Consider the following 19,688-nt stretch of genomic DNA (forward strand, 5'->3'; position numbering starts at 1 on the left):
CATGGCCGGTATCGCTGAAATCGCTTTGGGCGCAGCGCCGATCGCCGGCGGTGCGCTGCTCGGCGTTGTCGCGGGCAACCTCAGGGGGCCGGATGTCCGCGGGATGATCGTCAAGGATTTCGACCTGATGGAACGCATCCCGCCCGAGCAGGTTGAACGTCGGGAAAGGTTGCAGCAGGCCATCGACCAGCGCATCGACGATCTGATCGCCGCCTCCGAGAAGAGCCGTGAGCTGCGGGAAGCCGCGTTGTCGTACCGGGGAAACTGGCGCGACATCGTGGTCTTCCTCTGCGCGGTGCTGTTCACGATCGTGTGGTGGAATGTCAGCCACAGCCGGTCCAACTGGCTCGTGATGTTCATCGTGATGATCATCGTGTCGGTCGCTGCCGGCATCTACGCGGGTCTGGGGGTGCTCAGGGCGTTCAGCACCTTCCTGCACCGACGCGATCGCGAAACCTAAGCCACGACCTCAACGATTGGCTCGCTGACTCCGAACGCCAACTCCAACAAGCGTTTTCCCTCCGCAAGAATGTCGTCGGTCGCCTCGAGTCCGATGTATGGCCGCACCCGCATGCTCGTCGACTCGCCCTTGCCGTCGAGTTCCCACGTGCCCGCGACGAAACCGTCGACCAGCAGCGTCCCGGGGAAGACCCCGTTCTTGCCCGAGAACAGCAACTTGCGGTGCTCGTCGCTGATCACGCGAGTCCGGTCGGCATGCGAAAGCAGAATGTTGTCGAACGGCGCGACCGGCCGGGCGAGCACCGGCGCCTCAGGGTCGGGCCGCGGTGCGTCGGGCAGATCGTAAAGCGTCTGTCCCCGTTCGCTTTTGAAGCGCTGCAATCGGCGGGTGAGTCGATCGAACACCTCGCTCAGCCGGTTGAGTCCGCTCCAGGTCTGCGCGTCGGCCACGGTCGCCGGGCCAAACGCGCCCAGATACCGCAGCACCAACTTGTCGATCGTCAGCGGCTTTCGCCGGTGCCGGCCGAGCCACGCCCTCGCCGTGGTCAGCCGGACCTGCCCGCTGCGCTGCCACAGCGCCCGCGGTGGAACCTGCACCAATGGAACCGTGTTGCGAGCGGCAGTGGCCAGCGTGGCCGGCGGACAGTCCGGCCACCGCTCGGCCAGCCGCGTACCGAGCTCACCCGGTGTCAGCGACTCGGCATCGAGGATCGCCGAAGCCTCGTCGGCGACAGCTGCAAGGTCGACTCCGGCCAGAGCATCGCGGTACGTCGTGTTCATCTGCAGCGAGCGCTCCAGCATGGGCTGCACCAGCGGCCGCAGTCGATGGCAGTCCGCCGCCGTCACCAGGTGAATCGTGCCGCGCATCAGCACGATGCGAACGGCCTTGCGGTCGGTAAGCAAGCCCGACAGCTCATCGCCTGTGAACCCGTCGAGGCGGCTCCACAACCCGTAGTACGGCGCGAACGGCGCCTGCGCCTGCATACCCACGAGATGCTCGATCGCCTCGAGCGCCGTCATACCTGAGCGCTGCGACAGCAGCTGGCGGGCGAGCGTCGCCCGGTTCAGTGCCCGCAGCGACAGCGTCAATTCGGCAGCGCGGTCTCGAACAGCTCCTGCATCGCAATCCAGTGCCGCTCGGCGGCTTCCTCGTCGTACGGCGGATTGTCCGGCACCGCGTAGCCGTGGCCGGCCGAATAGATCTCGATCGTGTGCGTGACGCCAGCCGCCGTCAGCGCCTTGTCGAGCGTGTCTGCCTGCTCGGGTGTGAACGACCCGTCGTTCTCGGCGCCGCCGACATAGACCGTGGCCTTGATCCGGTCGGCCAGCAGATGCGGGCTCGTCGGGTCGTCGGTGACGACGCCGCCGGCGTGGAAGGCGCCGACGGCAGCCACTCGCTCGGGGAGCTTCCCGGCGACGATCATCGATGTCCGGCCGCCCATGCAGTAGCCGCAGACCCCGAACGCGTCGCCCTTGACCTCCGGGCGCCCGGCCAGAAAGTCGAAATAAGCGGCGGCGTCGGTGGCGATCATGTCCGGGGTCACGCTTCCGACCATGCCCATCAGCCGCTGACGCTGCTCCGGGTCGCCGAACACGGTCTCCATCGTGAACGGCTCCCAGTCGCCGTGCCGGTAGTACACGTCGGGCAGCAGCACCGCATGCCCGAATCCGGCCAGCCGGGCCGCCATGTCCTGGAACGTCGGGCGGACGCCGCCCGCGTCGGGATACATGACCACGCCGGTCCATGGACCGCTTCCATTGGGGGTGTGCAGGGTGACGGGGCAGGTGCCGTCTGGTGTGGTGACGGTCGCGGAGATAGTCGGCATGGCTACCGTTCTACTCCCGGCTCGCGAAGTAAGCTGACCGGCGTGCCGATTGCCACGCCCTACGAGGATCTGTTGCGTCTGGTGCTCGACCGTGGCACACCCAAGTCGGACCGCACCGGCACCGGCACCCGCAGCCTGTTCGGCCACCAGATGCGCTACGACCTGACGGCGGGTTTCCCGCTGATCACCACAAAGAAGGTGCACACCAAGTCGGTGATCTACGAGCTGCTGTGGTTCCTGCGCGGCGACTCGAACGTGCGCTGGCTGCAGGAGCGCGGCGTCACAATCTGGAACGAATGGGCCTCTGAGACAGGCGATTTGGGACCGGTTTACGGTGTGCAATGGCGGTCGTGGCCGACGCCGTCGGGTGAACACATCGACCAGATCAGCGCCGCGCTCGAGCTGCTCAAGACCGACCCGGACTCGCGGCGCAACATCGTCTCGGCGTGGAACGTCGGCGAAATTCCGCAGATGGCGCTGCCACCCTGCCACGCCTTCTTCCAGTTCTACGTCGCCGACGGGCGGCTGTCCTGTCAGCTCTACCAGCGCAGCGCCGACCTGTTCCTCGGGGTGCCGTTCAACATCGCCAGCTATGCGCTGCTGACGCACATGATGGCCGCCCAGGCCGGGCTGCAGGTCGGCGAATTCGTCTGGACCGGCGGCGACTGCCACATCTACGACAACCACGTCGAGCAGGTCACCGAGCAGCTGTCACGCGACCCGCGGCCATACCCGGAACTCGTTCTGGCGCCACGTGATTCGATCTTCGACTACACCTACGACGACATCGCGATCGTCAACTACGACCCGCACCCCGCCATCAAGGCACCCGTCGCCGTATGAGCCTGGGGCTGATCTGGGCCCAGTCCACCTCTGGCGTCATCGGCCGCGACGGCGGCATACCCTGGCGGCTGCCCGAGGACCAGGCGCGGTTCAAGGAACTCACCCTCGGCCACACCGTCGTCATGGGCCGACTGACCTGGGAATCGCTGCCGACGAAGGTGCGCCCGCTGCCGGGACGCAAAAATGTCGTAGTCACCCGGCAAGCTGACTACATGGCCGACCGTGCAGATGTGGTGACGACGATCCAAGACGCGCTCACCGACGACGAAACCTGGGTGATAGGCGGTGAGCAGATCTACGCGCTCGCGCTGCCGCTGGCGAACCGTTGCGAGGTCACCGAGGTCGAGATCGACCTCCCGCGCCAGGACGCCGACGCGATGGCGCCCGTGCTGGACCAGAGCTGGATCGGCAACGCAGGGGAGTGGCTCACCAGTAGCTCGGGCCTGCGCTACCGGTATCACAGCTACGTTCGCCCGTGACCGTCCTCACCGCCGCCCAGGCACGCCGCATCGCTGTCGCCGCGCAGGGCTTCGCGGACCCCAAACCGAGCGGTTCGGTCACCCGCGCGCATCTGCGCCGGCTCATCTCAAGAATCCAAGTGCTGCAACTGGATTCGGTGTCGGTAGCGGTGCGCGCCCACTACGCGCCGGTGTTCAGCCGGCTTGGACCGTATGACCGCGACGTGCTCGACCGGGCGGCATGGAGCCACTCGGCCCGCTCGCCGCGTCTGCTGGTCGAATACTGGGCGCACGAGGCCGCGCTGATGGCCGTCGAGGACTGGCCGCTGCTGCGCTGGCGGATGCGCGAGTACACCCACGGCCGGTGGGGCACCCACATCGTCAAGAAGCAGCCAAAGCTGGCCGACGACATCGTCGCCGCGGTCAAAGAACTCGGACCCTCGACGGCCGGACAGATCGAGGCTCATCTTGGCGCCGAACAACGCGGCAGGAAAGGCCCGTGGTGGGACCGCAGCGACACGAAATGGGTGACTGAGGCGCTGTTCGCGTCCGGCGTGCTGACGACGGCAACCCGCGTCGGCTTCGCCCGGCACTACGACCTGACGGAGAACGTGCTGCCGCCCGAGGTGGTGGCGCGAGAAGTCGACGACGACGAGGCGATCCGCGAACTCACCTTGCGCGCAGCGACGGCGTTGGGTGTGGGGACAGAGGCCGACATCCGCGACTATTTTCGGCTCAAGCCTCAACAGTCCAAGCCGGCGATCGCCAAATTGGAGGCCGACGGTGAGCTCGAACGCGTCGAGGTCGACGGCTGGAACGCGCCGGCCTATCTGCGAGCAGGCCAGACCGTTCCTCGACGCGACCGCGGCACCGCGCTGCTGTGCCCGTTCGACCCGTTGATCTTCTTCCGGCCACGAGTGGAGCGGCTCTTCCAATTCCGTTACCGCATAGAGATATACGTGCCTGCACCCAAGCGCGAGTACGGCTACTACGTATGGCCGTTCCTGCTCGATGGGCGGCTCGTCGGCCGTGTCGATCTCAAGGCTGAACGCACCCGCGACGCGCTGCATGTGGTCGGTGCATTCGCCGAACCCGGTCAGGACAAGTCGCGGGTGGCCAACGCGCTTGCCGGTGAGCTGACGACGATGGCGGCGTGGCTCGGCCTCGCCGATGTCACGGTCGGGGAGCGGGGCGATCTGACACGGCAGCTGTCGCGGTCGCTGGGCTGACGCCCTCACCCGGTACCGCGGGCTCATCGCCCATCTCCGGTACTCCTCGGCCGCGAACCAGGTTGACGATGAACACCACCGCCCCGACGGCCAGCCACACGATGCCGCCGATCTTGGCGAGCGAGTCCGCGTTGAACAGGACGTAGCCGATGATCACAAACCCCAGCGTCGGTACGACCAGGTGCAGGAGATAGTTCTTCGACTTCTTGCGTCCGATGTAGTACCAGACGACCGACACGTGAAGCAGGCAGAAGCCAAACAGCGCACCGAAATTCACCAATGATGAGATCAGCGCGATCTGACCCACGAAGAACAGCACCAACACCAGGCTGATCGCGCTGACCGTCAGCAGCGCCGCCATCGGCACCTCGCGGCTGCTGATCTTCGACAAGAAGCCCGGCAGCTGTCGGTCGCGGCTCATCGAGTACAGCAGCCGGCTCGTCGCCGCCTGGGCTGCCATCGCGTTGGCGAAGCCGACCGCAAGAACGTTGACGACGAAGAACGCGTTCATCCACCCCGTGCTCGACGCGGCTTCGACCAGTTTGAAGAACGCGTTGCCCGCCTCGTCATCGCTGAACGACTCACGGCCGCCGGCCAGCAGGCTCGCGAGCCACGTCTGCACTATGAACAGGAACGCCACGATGAACAGCGAGACGACCATTGCGCGGCCCGCAGGATTCTTCTTGCCGGTCGATTCTTCGGCAAGAGTCGAAATCCCGTCGAAACCAAGGAAACTCAGCACCGCGATCGACAGCGCCGCAGCGATGAGCGGTGCGCTGACGACGTCTGAGTTCCAGATGGGCGTTGTGCTCCAGCCGACGTTGGGCAGGCTCTGGCCATTGATGGCGCGCACCGCGATGATCACGAAGATCACCACGAAGACCAACTCGATCGCCAAGAACACCCGGTTGGCCACCTTCAGCGAATCGACGCCGAGCAGGTTGATCACCGTGTTGACGACGACGAACAGGATCGCCCACATCCAGCGCGGCGTGCCGGGGAACAGCCCGATCATGGACTCGGCGGCGAACACGTACAGCAGAGTCGGTATCAGCAGGTAATCCAGCAGGATGGCCCAGCCCGCGAAAAAGCCTGCGCCCGGGTGGATTCCGCGACCGACGTAGGAGAAGACCGAGCCCGCCAGCGGGAACGACTTGGCCATCTGCGCGTACGCCATCGCGGTGAACACCATGGCCACCAGGCCGATCAGGTACACCAGCGGCACCATGCCAGAAGCGCTGTTGTAAACAGTGCCGAAGATGGTCCACGGCGCGATCGGAACCATGAACACCAGCCCGTAGATCACGAGGTCGATGGTTGCGACCGAACGATGGAGTTCCTGCTTGTAACCGAACGATTCGAGGGTGCGCTGGTCGTCCATGGGATGTCCTGTCGGATAGTGGGATTGGTCAGATCCGGGCGTCGTGCTTGAAGAGGAATTCGGCGACGACGGCGCGAAACTCTTCAGGCTTCTCCAGGTGTGAGCAGTGGCTGCTGTCGGGAAAGACGTGGGTTTGCACGTCGGGAATGTGCTCGACATACGGCTGCCAGGTGGCGGGGGTGGCCTCGTCGAATTCGCCGGCGATGACCAGCGTGGGTGCGGTGACTAGGTGCAGCCGGTCGATGATGCTCCACTCCCGCAATGTGCCGAGCACGTGAAATTCGTTGGGGCCGTTCATGGTGTGGTACACCGTCGGCTCGGCCTCCATCTGCTCCACCGTGTCGACGAAGTCCTGCGGAGTCGGCACGACGCGGCACACATGGCGCCGATAGAACTCCTCCGTCGCGGCCAGATACTCGGGGTCGGTGACGGTGCCTGCCTCCTCGTGGCGGGTGAGCGCGGCCTGCGTATCGGGTGGCAATTGGCCACGCAGTTCGTCGGCCGCCGCCATCCACAGCGCCATCGACGCCGGGGAGTTGCAGATCTCCAGCGACGCGAGTCCCGGCGGCTGCCGGACCGCGATCTCGGCGCCGAGCATGCCGCCCCACGACTGGCCGAGCACGTGGTACTCGTCGATGCCGAGCGCCTCGCGCACCGTGTGGAACTCCTCGACGAACAATCCGGGCGTCCAGAAGTCTGCGGGCGCGTCGGGTAGATGGGTGCTGTTGCCGCATCCGATCTGGTCGTAATGGACAACGGTGCGCCCGGTTTCGTCGGCGAGCGCGGCGATGTTGCGCACGTAGTTGTGCGCCATTCCTGGGCCGCCGTGCAGGACGAACAGCGGCAGGGCGCCCTGCCGCGCATCATTTGGCGTGGTGATCTGCACCCAGGTTTGGTGCTCGCGGAACGGCACCAGCCGGGTCGTGCGTGTCATGACGGTCAGCATGGACCCGTAAAGGTCTCATGGCAAGACCATTGACAGGGATTTAACCTTGAGTTGACGACGAGGGGATTGCGCCCATGGCCCACAACGGGGCACCGGCCACGCCGGGGCTGCTCCATCAGCAACTCGATACGCCTTCGCGGGTGGACGAGATCACCGACCGTTTGATCACCGCGATCGCGATCGGCGAATACCTGCCGGGGGCGCGACTGCCCGTGGAACGCGAACTGGCCACGTCGCTGGGCGCTGGACGCATGACCGTGCGGGCGGCGTTGGCGCGGCTCGTCGAGCGGGGCCTGCTCGAAACGCGACGGGGTCGCGGCGGCGGATCGTATGTGGTCGATCAATGGCCGGAGTCGTCCACCGACGCGGTGGGACGCACGCTGCGCATGCGACTCGGCGAGCTGCAGGACCGCTGCGACGCGCTCTGTCGACTCCAGGGCACCGTCTGCCGAGCCGCGGCGGAGTCGCGATCCGAACACGACGTGGCGGCACTGTGGTCGAAATTCGAGGCGTACCGAACCGCCGAGAGCGGCTTGGGCGCGCAGCAGGCCGACAGCCGGTTCCACTTGGCGATCATGGACGCCGCCCACAACGACGTCCTCAAGCAGGTGCTGCTCGACCTCAAGGCGACGGTGAGCATCGGCGCCCCCGCGCACCTGTGGGGTGAACCGTCGAACATGCGCACCATGGAACTGCGAGCTCTGCACGAACACGAAGAGCTGGTGCGCGCGATCGCCGACGGCCGCGGCGACGACGCCGACGCGCTGGCGCGCACGCATGGCGCGATCGACTTCGAGTTGATCACCACCGCGATGCGCCGCGCGGGCGTGCTTGTCGACTGATCGGGCTCGGCCGTCGGGCGACGGTGAAACACTGAACACGCGGGGGTTTCATCGATCGATCAAGGGGGCTGACATGGCGATCGGGGTCATCTGGCATCCGCCAGTCGACAAGGAGTCATACGAGGCGATTCGAGACAAGGTCTGGCAGGGCGCGCAGGACAAGGGGATGACGTTCCACGCCTCGGGCGAGGCCGACGGGGGCTGGCGCATCATCGAACTCTGGGACTCGCGTGAGGGACTCGAGCAGTTCATCCGCGAGGACTTGGCGCGTGCGTTCGAGCAGGGAGGTGGAGTCGAAGGCGCCCCGCCGCAACCCGATTCAGTTTTCGAGATCTATTACCAGGGGCCCTAGCCGGCCCCCAGCGCGTCGAACGCCTCGTCGATGAGTGCGACGGGGTCCGCGTCGTCGTCGCCCTCGGCCCACGCCGTCAGCGCCACGCCGATGGCGCCGAGCGCGGCGGCGGCCTGAACCATCGCGGCGAGATCCGGCGCGGGGAGACCCGCCCGGCGGGCCAGCGCGCGCGCGAACAGGTCGCGAGTTGTGTCCTGCGCAAGCACATTTCGCGATCGCAGCGTGGGATGGCTCAACACCAGCCGGGTGCGCACGAGCAGTGCGTCGCGGTCGGTCCCGAGGATCTGCTGCAGGCCGGTCCTGAGTGCGGTGTGAAGCGCGGTCAGCGGTGGTTCGTGCGGCGGCCGCGCCGCCACCAACTGCTCGAGTATCGGGTCGTATTCGTCGTATTCGACGACCTCCTCCTTGCGTGGGAAATACCGGAAGAAGGTCATGTGAGACACGCCGGCGGCCGCAGCGATCTCCTCCACAGTCGTTGCGTCGTAGCCCTTTTCGACGAAGAGGCGCAGTGCGTGGTCTTGGATGGCCTGCTTCGTCGCCGCCTTCTTGCGGGCGCGCCAGTCGTCGGTCATGGCGTCAGCGCCGGAGTGCGGTCGCCAAGCGCTCCGTCGAGCCACCGCCGCAGTGCCACCTCATCCGTGCCGCGCCAGGCCAAATGGCCGTCCGGTCGCACCAGCAGCGCGTCGCCGTCACCGCGCAGTGCAACGACGTCGCCAAGCCGCTCGCGCGCGACGTCGGCGAGTGACTCCGACCCGATCAAGGCCCACCCCGGACCCAGCACGTCATACAGCCGCACATCGGTTCCGTCGACGCGCGTGCACGTCCGATCCGCCACGCGATCACCGACGCGCATGCCACGCCCCGGATGCCAGCCCCTCGCGCCAAGCGGTCCGCGCCGATAGGAGACCTGCAGTTGCGAAGACTTCTCGGCGATCAAGCGTTGCAGCCATTCGCGATTGATCAATGGGACCACCAACCGGTCACGCAGCAGCCGGGCCACCCAGCCGCCGCTCACCACGATCTCCGTCACCCCACTCGTCGTCGCCACGACATTCTTCGCGATCGGGCGTCGTTCTGCCTCATAGGTATTCAGCAGGGACTCGTCGGCACGGCCACCAATCACCAGGGCGAGCTTCCACGCCAAGTTCTCGGCGTCGCCCATCCCGGTGTTCATGCCCTGACCGCCGAAGGGGCTGTGGATATGGGCGGCGTCCCCGGCGAGCAGCACGCGTCCGCGTCGATGGGTGTCGGCCAAGCGGCGCTGGATACGGAACGTGGAAGTCCATTCGATCGAACGAACCGTTCCGCCGGCTTCGGCAGCCAGCCGGGCGCCGAGGTACTCGACGATGTCGTCGCGCGTCGGATCATCGCCGAAACCCGGCGGCGCCGGCGCCATCAGCCGCCAGAGGTCGTCACCGGGAAGCGGAAACGCGGCGAGCATCTTGGATCCGCGCAGCCACGCCGCGGTGGCATCACGCGGCCGGTCGAGCGCGGCGTGGACATCGGCAAGCAGGAAGCGCTCGATGAGGGGGACTCCGGGGAATCCAATGCCAACGCTCTTGCGGACAATGCTGTGCGCGCCGTCGGCGCCGACGACCCACCTGGCGCGGATCGCGGTGCCGTCGTCGAGACGGACCGTTACCGCGTCGGAGCGTGCGTCGAGCCCGTTGACGCGGCATCCCCACTCGACAGTTCCGCCAAGGCCCGCCAGCCGGTCGCGAAGCGCGCCTTCGATGTCGGCCTGCGATATCAACAAAGCCCCCGGCCCGTGCAGCCGGTGCATGGCTTTTCCGACGGGCAGGGTGGCCAGCTCATTGCCCTCGACGGTCACGGTGACACGGTTGATCGGCAGGCCGCGGTCGGGGAGAGTGCCCAGCGCGCCGATCCGGTCGAGCACTTCGACGCCACGGGGTTGCAGCCCGAGCGCCCGCGAGGTGACGGCCGGACCGGCGGCGCCGTCGAGCACCCGCACTCCGAGGCCGGCCGACTGCAGGGCACAGGCCAGAGTCAGTCCAGTTGGTCCAGCTCCCACGATGATGACGTCTGCATCCACCGCTGCCTCCTTAAGTGTTAGTAACTAACATGTTAGTCTCTAACACTTAGGGAGGCAAGCCGCGGGCTAAGGTTGCGCCGTGGCCGAGACGGCGCCATTGCGCGTACAACTGATCGCCAAGACCGAGTTCCTGGCACCGCCGGACGTGCCGTGGAGTACCGACGCCGACGGCGGCCCGGCGCTGGTGGAGTTCGCCGGGCGAGCGTGCTATCAGAGCTGGTCCAAGCCCAACCCCAAGACCGCCACGAATGCCGGATACCTGCGACACATCATCGACGTCGGCCATTTCTCGGTGCTCGAGCACGCATCGGTGTCCTTCTACATCACGGGCATCTCACGGTCGTGCACGCATGAGCTCATCCGTCATCGTCATTTCTCGTATTCGCAGCTGTCCCAGCGATTTGTCCCCGAGCACGAATCGCAGGTCGTCGTGCCGCCGGGCATGGAGGACGACGCCGACCTGCTGGCAATTTTCAAGGCCGCCGCCGATGCCAGTCGTGCGACGTACACCGATCTTCTGGCCCGCCTCGAGGCCAAGTTCGCCGATCAGCCCAACGCGGTGCTGCGGCGCAAGCAGGCGCGCCAGGCCGCCCGCTCAGTTCTGCCCAATGCCACCGAGACACGCATCGTCGTGACGGGGAACTACCGGGCGTGGCGGCATTTCATCGCGATGCGCGCCAGTGAACACGCCGACGTCGAGATTCGCCGGCTTGCGATCGAATGTCTGCGTCAGCTCATCGATGTGGCGCCGCAGGTGTTCTCTGACTTCGAGATCACCGAGCTGGCCGACGGTAGTGAGGTGGCGACCAGCCCGCTGGCCACGGAGGCGTGAGGTGGAGCTGGCCAGATCCAGCCAAAAAAGCGTGAGGTCGAACAGGTAATCTTGGTGCCCGTGAGCACCAGCGGATTCGACGTGACCGCCCGTTTGGGCACCGTGCTGACCGCGATGGTGACGCCGTTCAAGCCCGACGGTTCGCTGGACACCGAGACGGCGGCCCGGCTGGCCACCCATCTCATCGACGGCGGGTGCGACGGCCTGGTGCTGTTCGGTACGACGGGGGAATCGCCGACGACCACCGACGACGAGAAGATCGCGCTGCTGCGTGCGGTGCTGGAGGCGGTGGGTGACCGCGCGCGGATCGTCGCGGGAGCAGGCACGTACGACACCGCGCACAGCGTGCATCTCGCGAAGGCCTGCGCGGCCGAGGGCGCACACGGGCTGCTTGTCGTGACGCCCTATTACTCCCGCCCGCCGCAGGCCGGATTGCTGGCGCACTTCACCGCAGTGGCTGACGCCACGGAGCTGCCGGTCGTCCTCTACGACATCCCGCCGAGGTCGGTCGTGGCAATCGAGTGGGACACCATCCGTAAGCTCGCCGAGCATCCGAACGTTGTCGCCGTCAAGGACGCCAAGGGGGACCTGCACGGCGGCGGACAGATCATCGCCGAAACCGGGCTGGCCTACTACTCGGGCGACGACGCGCTGAACTTGCCGTGGCTCGCAATGGGCGCTGTCGGCTTTGTCAGCGTTTGGGGACATCTGGCCGCCGGGCAGCTGCGAGACATGTTGTCGGCGTTCACATCCGGTGATATCGCCACCGCACGGAAGATCAACGTCACGCTGGGGCCGTTGAGCGACGCCCAATCCCGGCTCGGCGGCGTGACGTTGGCCAAGGCAGGACTGCGCCTACAGGGCTTCGAGGTCGGTGATCCTCGACTGCCGCAGATACCGGCCACCCCGGAGCAGATCGAGGCGCTGGCCGCAGATATGCGCGCCGCGGCGGTGCTCCGGTAGTGAATTCCGAACTCAAACCACCGGGACCACTGGCCCCAGGAGGTTTGCGGGTCACCGCGTTGGGCGGCATCAGCGAAATCGGCCGCAATATGACGGTTTTCGAGCATCTCGGCCGGCTGTTGATCGTTGACTGCGGCGTGTTGTTCCCTGGGCACGATGAGCCGGGCGTCGACCTCATCCTGCCCGACCTGCGCCACATCGAAGACCGCCTCGACGACGTCGAGGCGCTGGTCCTGACCCACGCGCACGAGGACCACATCGGCGCTATCCCATTCCTGCTGAAGCTGCGGCCGGACATACCCGTGGTCGGGTCGAAGTTCACGCTCGCGCTGGTCGCCGAGAAGTGCCGCGAGCATCGCCTCAAGCCGGCGTTCACCGAAGTGGCGCAGGGACAACGCAGCACCCACGGTGTATTCGAGTGCCAGTACTTCCACGTCAACCACTCGATTCCCGGCTGCCTGGCGATCGCGATTCACACCGGCGCAGGCACCGTGCTGCACACCGGCGACATCAAACTCGACCAGCTGCCGCTCGACGACCAGCCCACCGATCTGCCGGGCATGTCGCGCTTGGGTGACGCCGGAGTCGATTTGTTCCTCTGCGACTCAACGAATTCCGAGATCCCTGGCGTGGGACCGTCGGAGAGCGAGATCGGGCCCAACATGCACCGGCTGATCCGCAGCGCCGAAGGCCGGGTCATCGTGGCCTGCTTCGCCTCCAATGTTGCTCGCGTGCAACAGATCATCGACGCGTCGGTGGCGCTCGGCCGCAAGGTGTCGTTCGTGGGCCGGTCGATGGTGCGAAACATGGGAATCGCCAAGGAACTCGGCTACCTCAACGTCGCCGACGACGATGTGATCGACATCGGCGCCGCGGAGATGATGGCGCCGGAGCGCGTCACGCTGATCACCACCGGGACGCAGGGCGAGCCGATGGCCGCGTTGTCGCGAATGTCGCGTGGTGAGCATCGCAGCATCACGCTGACACCGGGCGATCTCATCATCATGTCCTCGTCGCAGATCCCTGGCAACGAGGAAGCTATCTTCGGTGTGCTCGATGCGTTGGCCAAGATCGGCGTTCGCGTCGTCACCAATGCCCAAGTGCGGATACATGTTTCGGGGCATGCTTACGCGGGCGAGTTGCTGTTCCTCTACAACGCGGTGCGGCCGCGCAATGTGATGCCGGTACACGGCACATGGCGGATGCTGCGCGCTAACGCGGCGCTGGCGGGTCGAACTGGCGTGTCGGAGGAGAACATCGTCTTGGCCGAGAACGGCGTCAGCGTCGACCTTGTGGCGGGCACGGCGAGCATCGCAGGCGCAGTGCCGGTGGGCAAGATGTTCGTCGACGGTTTGATCACCGGCGACGTCGGCGACCCCACCTTGGGCGAGCGGCTCATCCTTTCTTCGGGTTTCATCGCGGTGACGGTCGTCGTGGGCCGCGGCACCGGGCGGCCCGCCGGGCCGGCGCATCTGCATTCTCGAGGCTTCTCGGAAGACCCGAAGGCTCTGGAGCCGGCTGCGCGTAAGGTCGAGGCGGAGCTGGAATTCCTTGTCTCCGAGAATGTTACGGATCCGACGCGGATCGCCCAGGCGGTGCGGCGCACGATCGGTAAATGGGTGGGGGAGACCTACCGCCGCCAACCGATGATCGTGCCGACGGTCATCGAGATCTAGTCAGGCAACCACCATCGGATAGGCCACCACACACCGGTTTTCGACCGCGTGGCCCCAGGCGTCCTGGCACGCCGCCGCTTTCAGTATCCGGCGCGAACCCGACCAGCCGCATGAGCACATTGCGTAGGAATGTCCGATGCCGACACGGTGGACGATGACGAGCCCCGGCTCGATGACCGACTGACCGTCGGCAGGGGACGCGACTTCGTCGGGGTAGCTGGTGCACATGGGCATGTCCTATGTCGGGTGTGATGATGTTGCCTGCCATCATGTGAGGCACGGCCCAACCGCGGAAACGGGATCTGCGCCCTTTGCTGCGCGGCGGGTCTGGGGGAAACCGCAACCGTTGCCGTTAGGGGATTAGGGGAAGTTCTCGCCTACTTTTCCGCGTAGGCCGTCCACTCCAGCTCAGACGCGGTCAGCTCGCGGCCCGCGGGCGCTATGTAGTTGCGCGTGTAGTAGTCGGGGCCCGCCTGTTCGACCAGGCGCCAGCCGTATTCGCCGACGAACGCGGCGACGTCATCGGGGTCCAGACCGAACTTCCACACCTGCTGCCGTTGCCTGAAACGCTTGTACAGCACCTTCGCGCCGTACATGTTCAGCCCGTCGATGAAGTCGCGGCGCACGTAGGTGAACACGAGCCGACTGCCCGGCGGCGTGCCCGTCAATGCGCCGAGTGTGGCGCGAACCGCGTCCTCGTTGAGGTACTGCGTGACGCCCTCCCAGATGAACAACGTGCGGGCGTCGATGCGGTAGCCGTGACCGGTCAGTGCGCCGATCAGATCGTCGCGTTCAAAGTCCAACGGCACCAGGTGAACCGACGCGGGCACGGAGCCGACTGCTCGCTGCACGGCTTCCTTCTTGCGCGCGATGTTGACCGTCAGGTCCACTTCGAAGACCGGAATATCGGAGCGACGCGCGAGGCGATATGCCCTGGTGTCCATGCCCGCACCGAGGATGACGACGGCATCGATGTCCGGGAGGGCCTCGTGCAGCTTGTCGTCGATGTAGCGCTTGCGGCATGCAATGAGCGACCACGAACCGGGAACGGCCCGCTCGCCGGCCGATATCGCCAGGCGGCGCAGCAGCGGCCACCGCATCGCGCGCACCACCGCCCGCTGGCCTGCGGGCAGGACCGACATCGCGAGGTCGTCATCGACCAGGCGGTGTGCAGGCGGCTCGTACTGCTCGATGGCGGCCTGGACCATCGGGCCGAAGGCGGTCTGCGCAGCGGGGTTTCGCGCCATCAGCGCTTGTTGACGTATCCGGCGTCAACCGGAAGCGTCACGCCGGTGATATAGCGCGCCTCGTCGGACACCAGCCAGGCGACCGCTGCGGCGATGTCCTCCGCCTCGAGAACCTGAACCGGCATCGCGTTACCCATGTCCGGCGGCCGTTCCGAACTGGCGATCACATTGGCGAGCCACTGACGGGTATGGTCGTTGTCGATCATCGGCGTGTTGACACCGCTGGGGTGAATCGAATTGACGCGAATACTATGCGGTGCAAGGTGATTCGCGTAGGCCCGCATCAACCCGACGACTCCATGCTTTGCCGCCGTGTAGCCCAGCGATCCCGGGTCGCCGCCTCCGATGCCGACAAGACCCGCCGCCGAGCTGATCAGGACTATCGATCCACCGTCACCCTGCTCGATCAGGCGCGGCATCGCGACCTCGACCGTGTTGTGCACACCCGTGAGGTTGACGGATATGACGTCCCGCCATCCCTCGGCGCCCGATTCCATCGGCGCGATACCTGCATTCGCGACGACGATGTCGAGCCTGCCGAACTCGTCGAGCCCCGCCTGCAACGCGGTGGACAGCGACGCCTGATCGCGAACATCGGCCTCGCGGGCCACAATTCGCGCGCCGGTGTCTTCGACAAGCTTGACCGTTGCGGCCAGATCGTCGGGGGTGGCCATCGGATACGGCACCGATGCGATCTGGTCACAGATGTCGACCGCGATGATGTTCGCGCCGTCGGAGGCCAGCCGAACCGCCTCCGCGCGGCCCTGACCGCGGGCGGCGCCGGTGATGAACGCGACTTTGCCTGCGAGCGAGGCCATTAGGGACGCAGCTGGCCCTTGGCCGGGTCGCCGGCGACGACGGGTTGCAGCATCTTGATGTCCGGTGCGCCGTCGAGAAGCTCACCGACCGTTCCGAAAAGGGTCGCGACGGCCGGAGCGGTGCTGTGCTTCTGGAGGGCGTCCGCGTCGGCCCACTGTTCGACGAAGACGAACGTGCCGTCAGCCTCGTGGAGAGAGTAGAGATCACAACCGGGTTCGGAGTGCACCGCCTCGATGGCCTGCTTACACGCGTCCCTGACCGCGTCGACCGATTCGGGCTTGGCTTTCATGGTGGCGACGACAGTGACGGGCATGGGACTCCTCGCTGAGTACGTGCTGGACGGTTGCCTAGCCTACCTAGAAGGTTTCCGTATCGGTCGGCCCGCGTCGACCCGTCATTTCGGCACCATAGAAACCCGCCCGGCGCCCAATTGAGACATTTCTGTGACCCGTGTGGCAGATGGTGAATATGGGGCTTATGCGACTAGGCTTACAACCATGCCTAGTAAGACCGCCGCGCGCTCTGGCGCCCGTTCGACCAGGTCAAAGGCCGGCTCGAAAGGCGGATCCCGCTCGCCGCGCTCCTCGGCGGCCCGCCGGAAGCCCGCACGCAGCGCTCATCCGTCGCCGATCTCGTCGGCGGGAGCGTCGGTCGGACGGGGAGTTCGCGCGGGCTGGCTGATGGTGGCCAGAGGTGCCGGGTCCACGGCCCGCTCCGTTGGCCGCGCGCGTGACATCGAGCCGGGCCACCGCCGCGACGGCATCGCGTTGGCCCTTCTGGGTCTCGCCGTCGTTGTCGCCGCCAGTTCCTGGTTCGACGCCGCCCGGCCCGTCGGCCAGTGGATCGACGGCTTCCTGCGGGTGATCATCGGCTCGGCGGTGGTGCTGGTGCCGCTCGCGCTCGCCGCGATCGGCGTGGTGCTGATGCGCACCGAACCGGACCCGGAAGCACGGCCGCGGCTCATCCTCGGCGCGGCGATGATCGCGCTGCCGACGCTCGGCCTCTGGCATCTGTGGGCTGGGTCGCCGACGGATCCGGCCGCGCGGCAGCACGCCGCCGGATTTCTCGGGTTCGCGATCGGCGGTCCGCTGTCGGATGGCCTGACGGCGTGGATCGCGGCGCCGCTGTTGTTCATGGGCGCGTTGTTCGGGCTGCTGCTGGTGACCGGTACGACGATCCGCGAGGTGCCGTCGACGCTGCAGAGGATGTTCTCCGCGCGGGCATTCCGCGGTGAGCTGTACGACGAGGACTACTACGAAGAGGACGAGCAGCCGTACGCCGGAGAAGCAGAGGACTTTTCCGACGGTTACTACGACGACCCGTCGGCCTACAGCGAGGACGAGCCGCAGGCGTGGCCGACCGGAACGCCGATGCAGAACTATCCGATCGACGACGAGGCGCCCACCGTCCCCGAACCGATCGCCAAGACGCGAAAGAAGAAGCCCCCCAAGAAGCAGCAGACGCTGTCGCTGGACCGGGTCGTCGACGGACCGTACACGCTGCCGCCGCTGGATCTGCTGATCGCGGGCGACCCGCCGAAGCGGCGCAGCCCAGCCAACGACCGCATGGTCGAGGCCATCACCGAGGTGCTCGAGCAGTTCAAGGTGAACGCCGCTGTCACCGGCTGCACCCGCGGCCCGACCGTCACGCGCTACGAGGTCGAGCTGGGCCCCGGCGTCAAGGTCGAGAAAATCACTGCGCTGCAACGCAATATCGCCTACGCGGTAGCCACTGAGAGTGTGCGCATGCTGGCGCCGATCCCCGGCAAGTCGGCGGTGGGTATCGAGGTTCCCAACGTCGACCGCGAAATGGTGCGGCTGGCCGATGTGCTGACCGATCCGGACACCCGCGGTGATCACCATCCGTTGGTGATCGGCCTTGGCAAGGACATTGAGGGCGAATACATTTCGGCCAACCTGGCGAAGATGCCCCACCTGTTGGTGGCGGGCTCGACAGGCTCGGGTAAGTCCAGCTTCGTCAACTCGATGCTGGTGTCGCTTCTCGCGCGCGCCACGCCCGAGGAGGTCAGGATGATCCTGATCGACCCGAAGATGGTGGAACTCACGCCCTACGAAGGCATTCCGCACCTGATCACGCCGATCATCACGCAGCCCAAGAAGGCGGCGGCCGCGCTGGCGTGGCTCGTCGAGGAGATGGAGCAGCGCTACCAGGACATGCAGGCGTCGCGCGTCCGTCACATCGACGACTTCAACAAGAAGGTGCGCTCGGGCGAGATCACCGCGCCGCTGGGCAGTCAACGCGAGTACCGCCCCTACCCGTATGTGGTGGCGATCGTCGACGAGCTGGCCGACCTGATGATGACGGCCCCGCGCGACGTCGAGGATGCAATCGTGCGCATCACCCAGAAGGCGCGTGCGGCCGGCATCCATCTGGTGCTGGCCACCCAGCGACCGTCGGTGGATGTCGTCACCGGTCTGATCAAGACCAACGTGCCGTCGCGGCTGGCGTTCGCGACCTCATCGCTCACCGACAGCCGCGTCATCCTCGACCAGCAGGGCGCCGAGAAGCTGATCGGTATGGGCGACGGGTTGTTCCTGCCGATGGGCGCCAACAAGCCCATCCGCCTGCAGGGCGCGTATATCACCGACGACGAGATCCACGCCGTGGTGCAGGCCTGTAAGGATCAGGCCGAACCGGAGTACAACGAAGGCGTCACCAAGGCCAAGACGACCAGCGAGCGCACCGACGTAGATCCCGATATCGGCGACGACATGGACGTCTTCCTGCAGGCCGTCGAGCTGGTGGTGTCCAGCCAGTTCGGGTCGACGTCGATGCTGCAGCGCAAGCTGCGAGTCGGCTTCGCCAAGGCGGGCCGGTTGATGGACCTGATGGAGACGCGCGGCATCGTCGGGCCCAGCGAGGGTTCCAAGGCACGCGAGGTGTTGGTCAAGCCGGACGAGTTGGCTGGCACCCTGGCGCTGATCCGTGGCGGCTCGGACGCCAACGGCTCAGACACCGACGTCGATTAGATCCCGACGCCGACGCCGCCTTCGATGCCGACCTTCACCGGTGGTGGCGGCGGAAGCAGCGGCGGCTGGACTCCGACGCATTGATCGTCGATCACCGCGGTGCAGACTCCTGGGCCTGTACAGCCGGCGATGACGATCGGCCCGTCACCGCATTGCGGTGGGTCCGCTTGCGCCGGAGCAGACGCGATCGTCGCGGCAGCTGCAGAAGCCGCGACGGCGTAGGCCACGATGCGACGCACGTCTCCACAGTACGGCCTACAGCGTCAACAACATTCGGGTATTGCCGAGGATGTTCGGCTTGACGTAGGACAGGTCGAGGAACTCCGCGACACCGGTGTCGTAGGAGCGGCACATCTCCTCGTAAACCTCGGCGGTGACGGGCGTGCCTTCGATCTCCTTGAAGCCGTGGCGGGAAAAGAATTCGACCTCGAAGGTGAGCACGAATATCCGCTCCAAATGAAGCTCTTTGGCGACATCAAGCAACCGGTCGACGATCGCATGCCCGACACCTTGGCCGCGCACCTTCGGATGCACCGCGACCGTGCGCACCTCACCGAGGTCTGCCCACAACACGTGCAGTGCACCGCAGCCGATCAGTTCACCGTCGAGTTCGGCGACCCAGAACTCCTGGACCGCCTCGTAGAGCGTCACCAGGTTCTTCTCCAGCAGGATCTTGCCGGAGTAAACGTCGACGAGCGCCTTGATGGCCGCCACGTCGGACGTCCGGGCACGCCGGACGATGAGCCGCTCGTTCACACGTGCGAGGGTATCG

General features: G+C 66.3%; 22 protein-coding genes. 10 read left to right on the forward strand and 12 right to left on the reverse strand.

Annotated features, from left to right (window positions below):
- Position 1 precedes the first annotated feature (1 nt).
- Positions 2–460 carry a hypothetical protein gene (locus ACWW36_RS19795; protein WP_456137674.1) on the forward strand — a complete coding sequence of 153 codons (459 nt, stop codon included), beginning with the start codon at positions 2–4 and terminating at the stop codon, positions 458–460.
- Here the strand turns inward: ACWW36_RS19795 and ACWW36_RS19800 are convergent.
- Both ACWW36_RS19800 and ACWW36_RS19805 read right to left on the reverse strand, forming a co-directional pair.
- Positions 457–1,548 (reverse strand): winged helix DNA-binding domain-containing protein, encoded by a 1,092-nt coding sequence (locus tag ACWW36_RS19800; RefSeq protein ID WP_456137675.1) that lies wholly within the window; start codon positions 1,546–1,548, stop codon positions 457–459. The genes ACWW36_RS19795 and ACWW36_RS19800 overlap by 4 nt on opposite strands.
- Positions 1,545–2,285 (reverse strand): dienelactone hydrolase family protein, encoded by a 741-nt coding sequence (locus ACWW36_RS19805; RefSeq protein ID WP_456137676.1) that lies wholly within the window; start codon positions 2,283–2,285, stop codon positions 1,545–1,547. Before ACWW36_RS19805 ends, ACWW36_RS19800 begins: the two co-directional genes overlap by 4 nt.
- Before the next feature lie 42 nt (positions 2,286–2,327).
- On the opposite strand from ACWW36_RS19805, the gene ACWW36_RS19810 reads away from it, so the two are divergent.
- From ACWW36_RS19810 to ACWW36_RS19820, 3 genes are read left to right on the forward strand one after another with little or no spacing between them, the layout of a single operon-like run.
- Positions 2,328–3,128, forward strand: coding sequence for a thymidylate synthase (locus ACWW36_RS19810; protein ID WP_456137677.1), 801 nt, complete (start codon positions 2,328–2,330; stop codon positions 3,126–3,128).
- On the forward strand, positions 3,125–3,607 hold the full coding sequence (locus tag ACWW36_RS19815) for a dihydrofolate reductase (protein WP_456137678.1): 483 nt from the start codon (positions 3,125–3,127) through the stop codon (positions 3,605–3,607). Before ACWW36_RS19810 ends, ACWW36_RS19815 begins: the two co-directional genes overlap by 4 nt.
- Positions 3,604–4,815, forward strand: coding sequence for a winged helix-turn-helix domain-containing protein (locus tag ACWW36_RS19820; RefSeq protein ID WP_456137679.1), 1,212 nt, complete (start codon positions 3,604–3,606; stop codon positions 4,813–4,815). The genes ACWW36_RS19815 and ACWW36_RS19820 overlap by 4 nt, the downstream gene beginning before the upstream one ends.
- Here the strand turns inward: ACWW36_RS19820 and ACWW36_RS19825 are convergent.
- Together ACWW36_RS19825 and ACWW36_RS19830 are read right to left on the reverse strand one after the other, a co-directional pair.
- Positions 4,760–6,196, reverse strand: a complete 1,437-nt coding sequence (locus ACWW36_RS19825; protein ID WP_456137680.1) for an APC family permease — start codon at positions 6,194–6,196, stop codon at positions 4,760–4,762. The two genes, ACWW36_RS19820 and ACWW36_RS19825, sit on opposite strands and share 56 nt — an antisense overlap.
- Positions 6,197–6,224: 28 nt before the next feature.
- Positions 6,225–7,130 carry a proline iminopeptidase-family hydrolase gene (locus ACWW36_RS19830; RefSeq protein WP_456137681.1) on the reverse strand — a complete coding sequence of 302 codons (906 nt, stop codon included), beginning with the start codon at positions 7,128–7,130 and terminating at the stop codon, positions 6,225–6,227.
- A gap of 86 nt (positions 7,131–7,216) precedes the next feature.
- Between ACWW36_RS19830 and ACWW36_RS19835 the strand changes: the two genes are divergently transcribed.
- Positions 7,217–7,984 (forward strand): FadR/GntR family transcriptional regulator, encoded by a 768-nt coding sequence (locus ACWW36_RS19835; protein WP_456137682.1) that lies wholly within the window; start codon positions 7,217–7,219, stop codon positions 7,982–7,984.
- A 73-nt stretch (positions 7,985–8,057) separates the two neighbouring features.
- Positions 8,058–8,336, forward strand: coding sequence for a hypothetical protein (locus tag ACWW36_RS19840; RefSeq protein WP_456137683.1), 279 nt, complete (start codon positions 8,058–8,060; stop codon positions 8,334–8,336).
- Here ACWW36_RS19840 and ACWW36_RS19845 read toward each other — a convergent pair.
- Positions 8,333–8,908 (reverse strand): TetR family transcriptional regulator, encoded by a 576-nt coding sequence (locus ACWW36_RS19845; protein ID WP_456137684.1) that lies wholly within the window; start codon positions 8,906–8,908, stop codon positions 8,333–8,335. The genes ACWW36_RS19840 and ACWW36_RS19845 overlap by 4 nt on opposite strands.
- Positions 8,905–10,389 (reverse strand): FAD-dependent monooxygenase, encoded by a 1,485-nt coding sequence (locus tag ACWW36_RS19850; RefSeq protein WP_456137685.1) that lies wholly within the window; start codon positions 10,387–10,389, stop codon positions 8,905–8,907. The genes ACWW36_RS19845 and ACWW36_RS19850 overlap by 4 nt, the downstream gene beginning before the upstream one ends.
- 79 nt (positions 10,390–10,468) lie before the next feature.
- Between ACWW36_RS19850 and thyX the strand changes: the two genes are divergently transcribed.
- The 3 genes from thyX to ACWW36_RS19865 are packed head-to-tail and all read left to right on the forward strand — an operon-like array spanning position 10,469 to position 13,860.
- Entirely contained in the window at positions 10,469–11,221 is a 753-nt protein-coding gene (gene thyX, locus ACWW36_RS19855) for an FAD-dependent thymidylate synthase (RefSeq protein WP_456137686.1), read from the forward strand.
- Between the two features lie 60 nt (positions 11,222–11,281).
- Positions 11,282–12,184: a 4-hydroxy-tetrahydrodipicolinate synthase gene (dapA, locus tag ACWW36_RS19860; RefSeq protein WP_456137687.1), complete on the forward strand. Its 903-nt coding sequence runs from the start codon at positions 11,282–11,284 to the stop codon at positions 12,182–12,184.
- Entirely contained in the window at positions 12,184–13,860 is a 1,677-nt protein-coding gene (locus ACWW36_RS19865) for a ribonuclease J (RefSeq protein WP_456137688.1), read from the forward strand. The genes dapA and ACWW36_RS19865 overlap by 1 nt, the downstream gene beginning before the upstream one ends.
- Here the strand turns inward: ACWW36_RS19865 and ACWW36_RS19870 are convergent, their stop codons facing one another.
- The 4 genes from ACWW36_RS19870 to ACWW36_RS19885 all read right to left on the reverse strand — a co-directional run bounded on the left by ACWW36_RS19870 (position 13,861) and on the right by ACWW36_RS19885 (position 16,239).
- A complete protein-coding gene (locus tag ACWW36_RS19870; RefSeq protein WP_456137689.1) occupies positions 13,861–14,088 on the reverse strand; it encodes a hypothetical protein in 228 nt (75 codons plus the stop codon).
- Between the two features lie 149 nt (positions 14,089–14,237).
- Complete coding sequence (locus ACWW36_RS19875) at positions 14,238–15,107, reverse strand: SAM-dependent methyltransferase (protein WP_456137690.1); 870 nt, start codon at positions 15,105–15,107, stop codon at positions 14,238–14,240.
- On the reverse strand, positions 15,107–15,925 hold the full coding sequence (locus ACWW36_RS19880) for a mycofactocin-coupled SDR family oxidoreductase (RefSeq protein WP_456137691.1): 819 nt from the start codon (positions 15,923–15,925) through the stop codon (positions 15,107–15,109). Before ACWW36_RS19880 ends, ACWW36_RS19875 begins: the two co-directional genes overlap by 1 nt.
- Positions 15,925–16,239: a putative quinol monooxygenase gene (locus ACWW36_RS19885; protein WP_456137692.1), complete on the reverse strand. Its 315-nt coding sequence runs from the start codon at positions 16,237–16,239 to the stop codon at positions 15,925–15,927. The genes ACWW36_RS19880 and ACWW36_RS19885 overlap by 1 nt, the downstream gene beginning before the upstream one ends.
- Before the next feature lie 184 nt (positions 16,240–16,423).
- On the opposite strand from ACWW36_RS19885, the gene ACWW36_RS19890 reads away from it, so the two are divergent.
- A complete protein-coding gene (locus ACWW36_RS19890) occupies positions 16,424–18,916 on the forward strand; it encodes a DNA translocase FtsK 4TM domain-containing protein (RefSeq protein ID WP_456137693.1) in 2,493 nt (830 codons plus the stop codon).
- On the opposite strand, the gene ACWW36_RS19895 is transcribed toward ACWW36_RS19890, so the two are convergent.
- Together ACWW36_RS19895 and ACWW36_RS19900 are read right to left on the reverse strand one after the other, a co-directional pair.
- Entirely contained in the window at positions 18,913–19,155 is a 243-nt protein-coding gene (locus ACWW36_RS19895; RefSeq protein WP_456137694.1) for a hypothetical protein, read from the reverse strand. The genes ACWW36_RS19890 and ACWW36_RS19895 overlap by 4 nt on opposite strands.
- A gap of 16 nt (positions 19,156–19,171) precedes the next feature.
- On the reverse strand, positions 19,172–19,672 hold the full coding sequence (locus ACWW36_RS19900) for an amino-acid N-acetyltransferase (RefSeq protein WP_456137695.1): 501 nt from the start codon (positions 19,670–19,672) through the stop codon (positions 19,172–19,174).
- Positions 19,673–19,688 lie beyond the last annotated feature (16 nt).

Source organism: Mycobacterium sp. MMS18-G62 (genome assembly GCF_053877835.1).

Coding starts and splice junctions, on each gene's coding strand:
- ACWW36_RS19880 (WP_456137691.1), bottom strand. CDS start 15,925: ATGGCCTCGCTCGCAGGCAAAGTCGCGTTCATCACCGGCGCCGCCCGC.
- ACWW36_RS19815 (WP_456137678.1), top strand. CDS start 3,125: ATGAGCCTGGGGCTGATCTGGGCCCAGTCCACCTCTGGCGTCATCGGC.
- ACWW36_RS19830 (WP_456137681.1), bottom strand. CDS start 7,130: ATGACACGCACGACCCGGCTGGTGCCGTTCCGCGAGCACCAAACCTGG.
- ACWW36_RS19890 (WP_456137693.1), top strand. CDS start 16,424: ATGCCTAGTAAGACCGCCGCGCGCTCTGGCGCCCGTTCGACCAGGTCA.
- ACWW36_RS19885 (WP_456137692.1), bottom strand. CDS start 16,239: ATGCCCGTCACTGTCGTCGCCACCATGAAAGCCAAGCCCGAATCGGTC.
- ACWW36_RS19875 (WP_456137690.1), bottom strand. CDS start 15,107: ATGGCGCGAAACCCCGCTGCGCAGACCGCCTTCGGCCCGATGGTCCAG.
- ACWW36_RS19835 (WP_456137682.1), top strand. CDS start 7,217: ATGGCCCACAACGGGGCACCGGCCACGCCGGGGCTGCTCCATCAGCAA.
- ACWW36_RS19825 (WP_456137680.1), bottom strand. CDS start 6,196: ATGGACGACCAGCGCACCCTCGAATCGTTCGGTTACAAGCAGGAACTC.
- ACWW36_RS19870 (WP_456137689.1), bottom strand. CDS start 14,088: ATGTGCACCAGCTACCCCGACGAAGTCGCGTCCCCTGCCGACGGTCAG.
- ACWW36_RS19840 (WP_456137683.1), top strand. CDS start 8,058: ATGGCGATCGGGGTCATCTGGCATCCGCCAGTCGACAAGGAGTCATAC.
- ACWW36_RS19795 (WP_456137674.1), top strand. CDS start 2: ATGGCCGGTATCGCTGAAATCGCTTTGGGCGCAGCGCCGATCGCCGGC.
- ACWW36_RS19845 (WP_456137684.1), bottom strand. CDS start 8,908: ATGACCGACGACTGGCGCGCCCGCAAGAAGGCGGCGACGAAGCAGGCC.
- ACWW36_RS19805 (WP_456137676.1), bottom strand. CDS start 2,285: ATGCCGACTATCTCCGCGACCGTCACCACACCAGACGGCACCTGCCCC.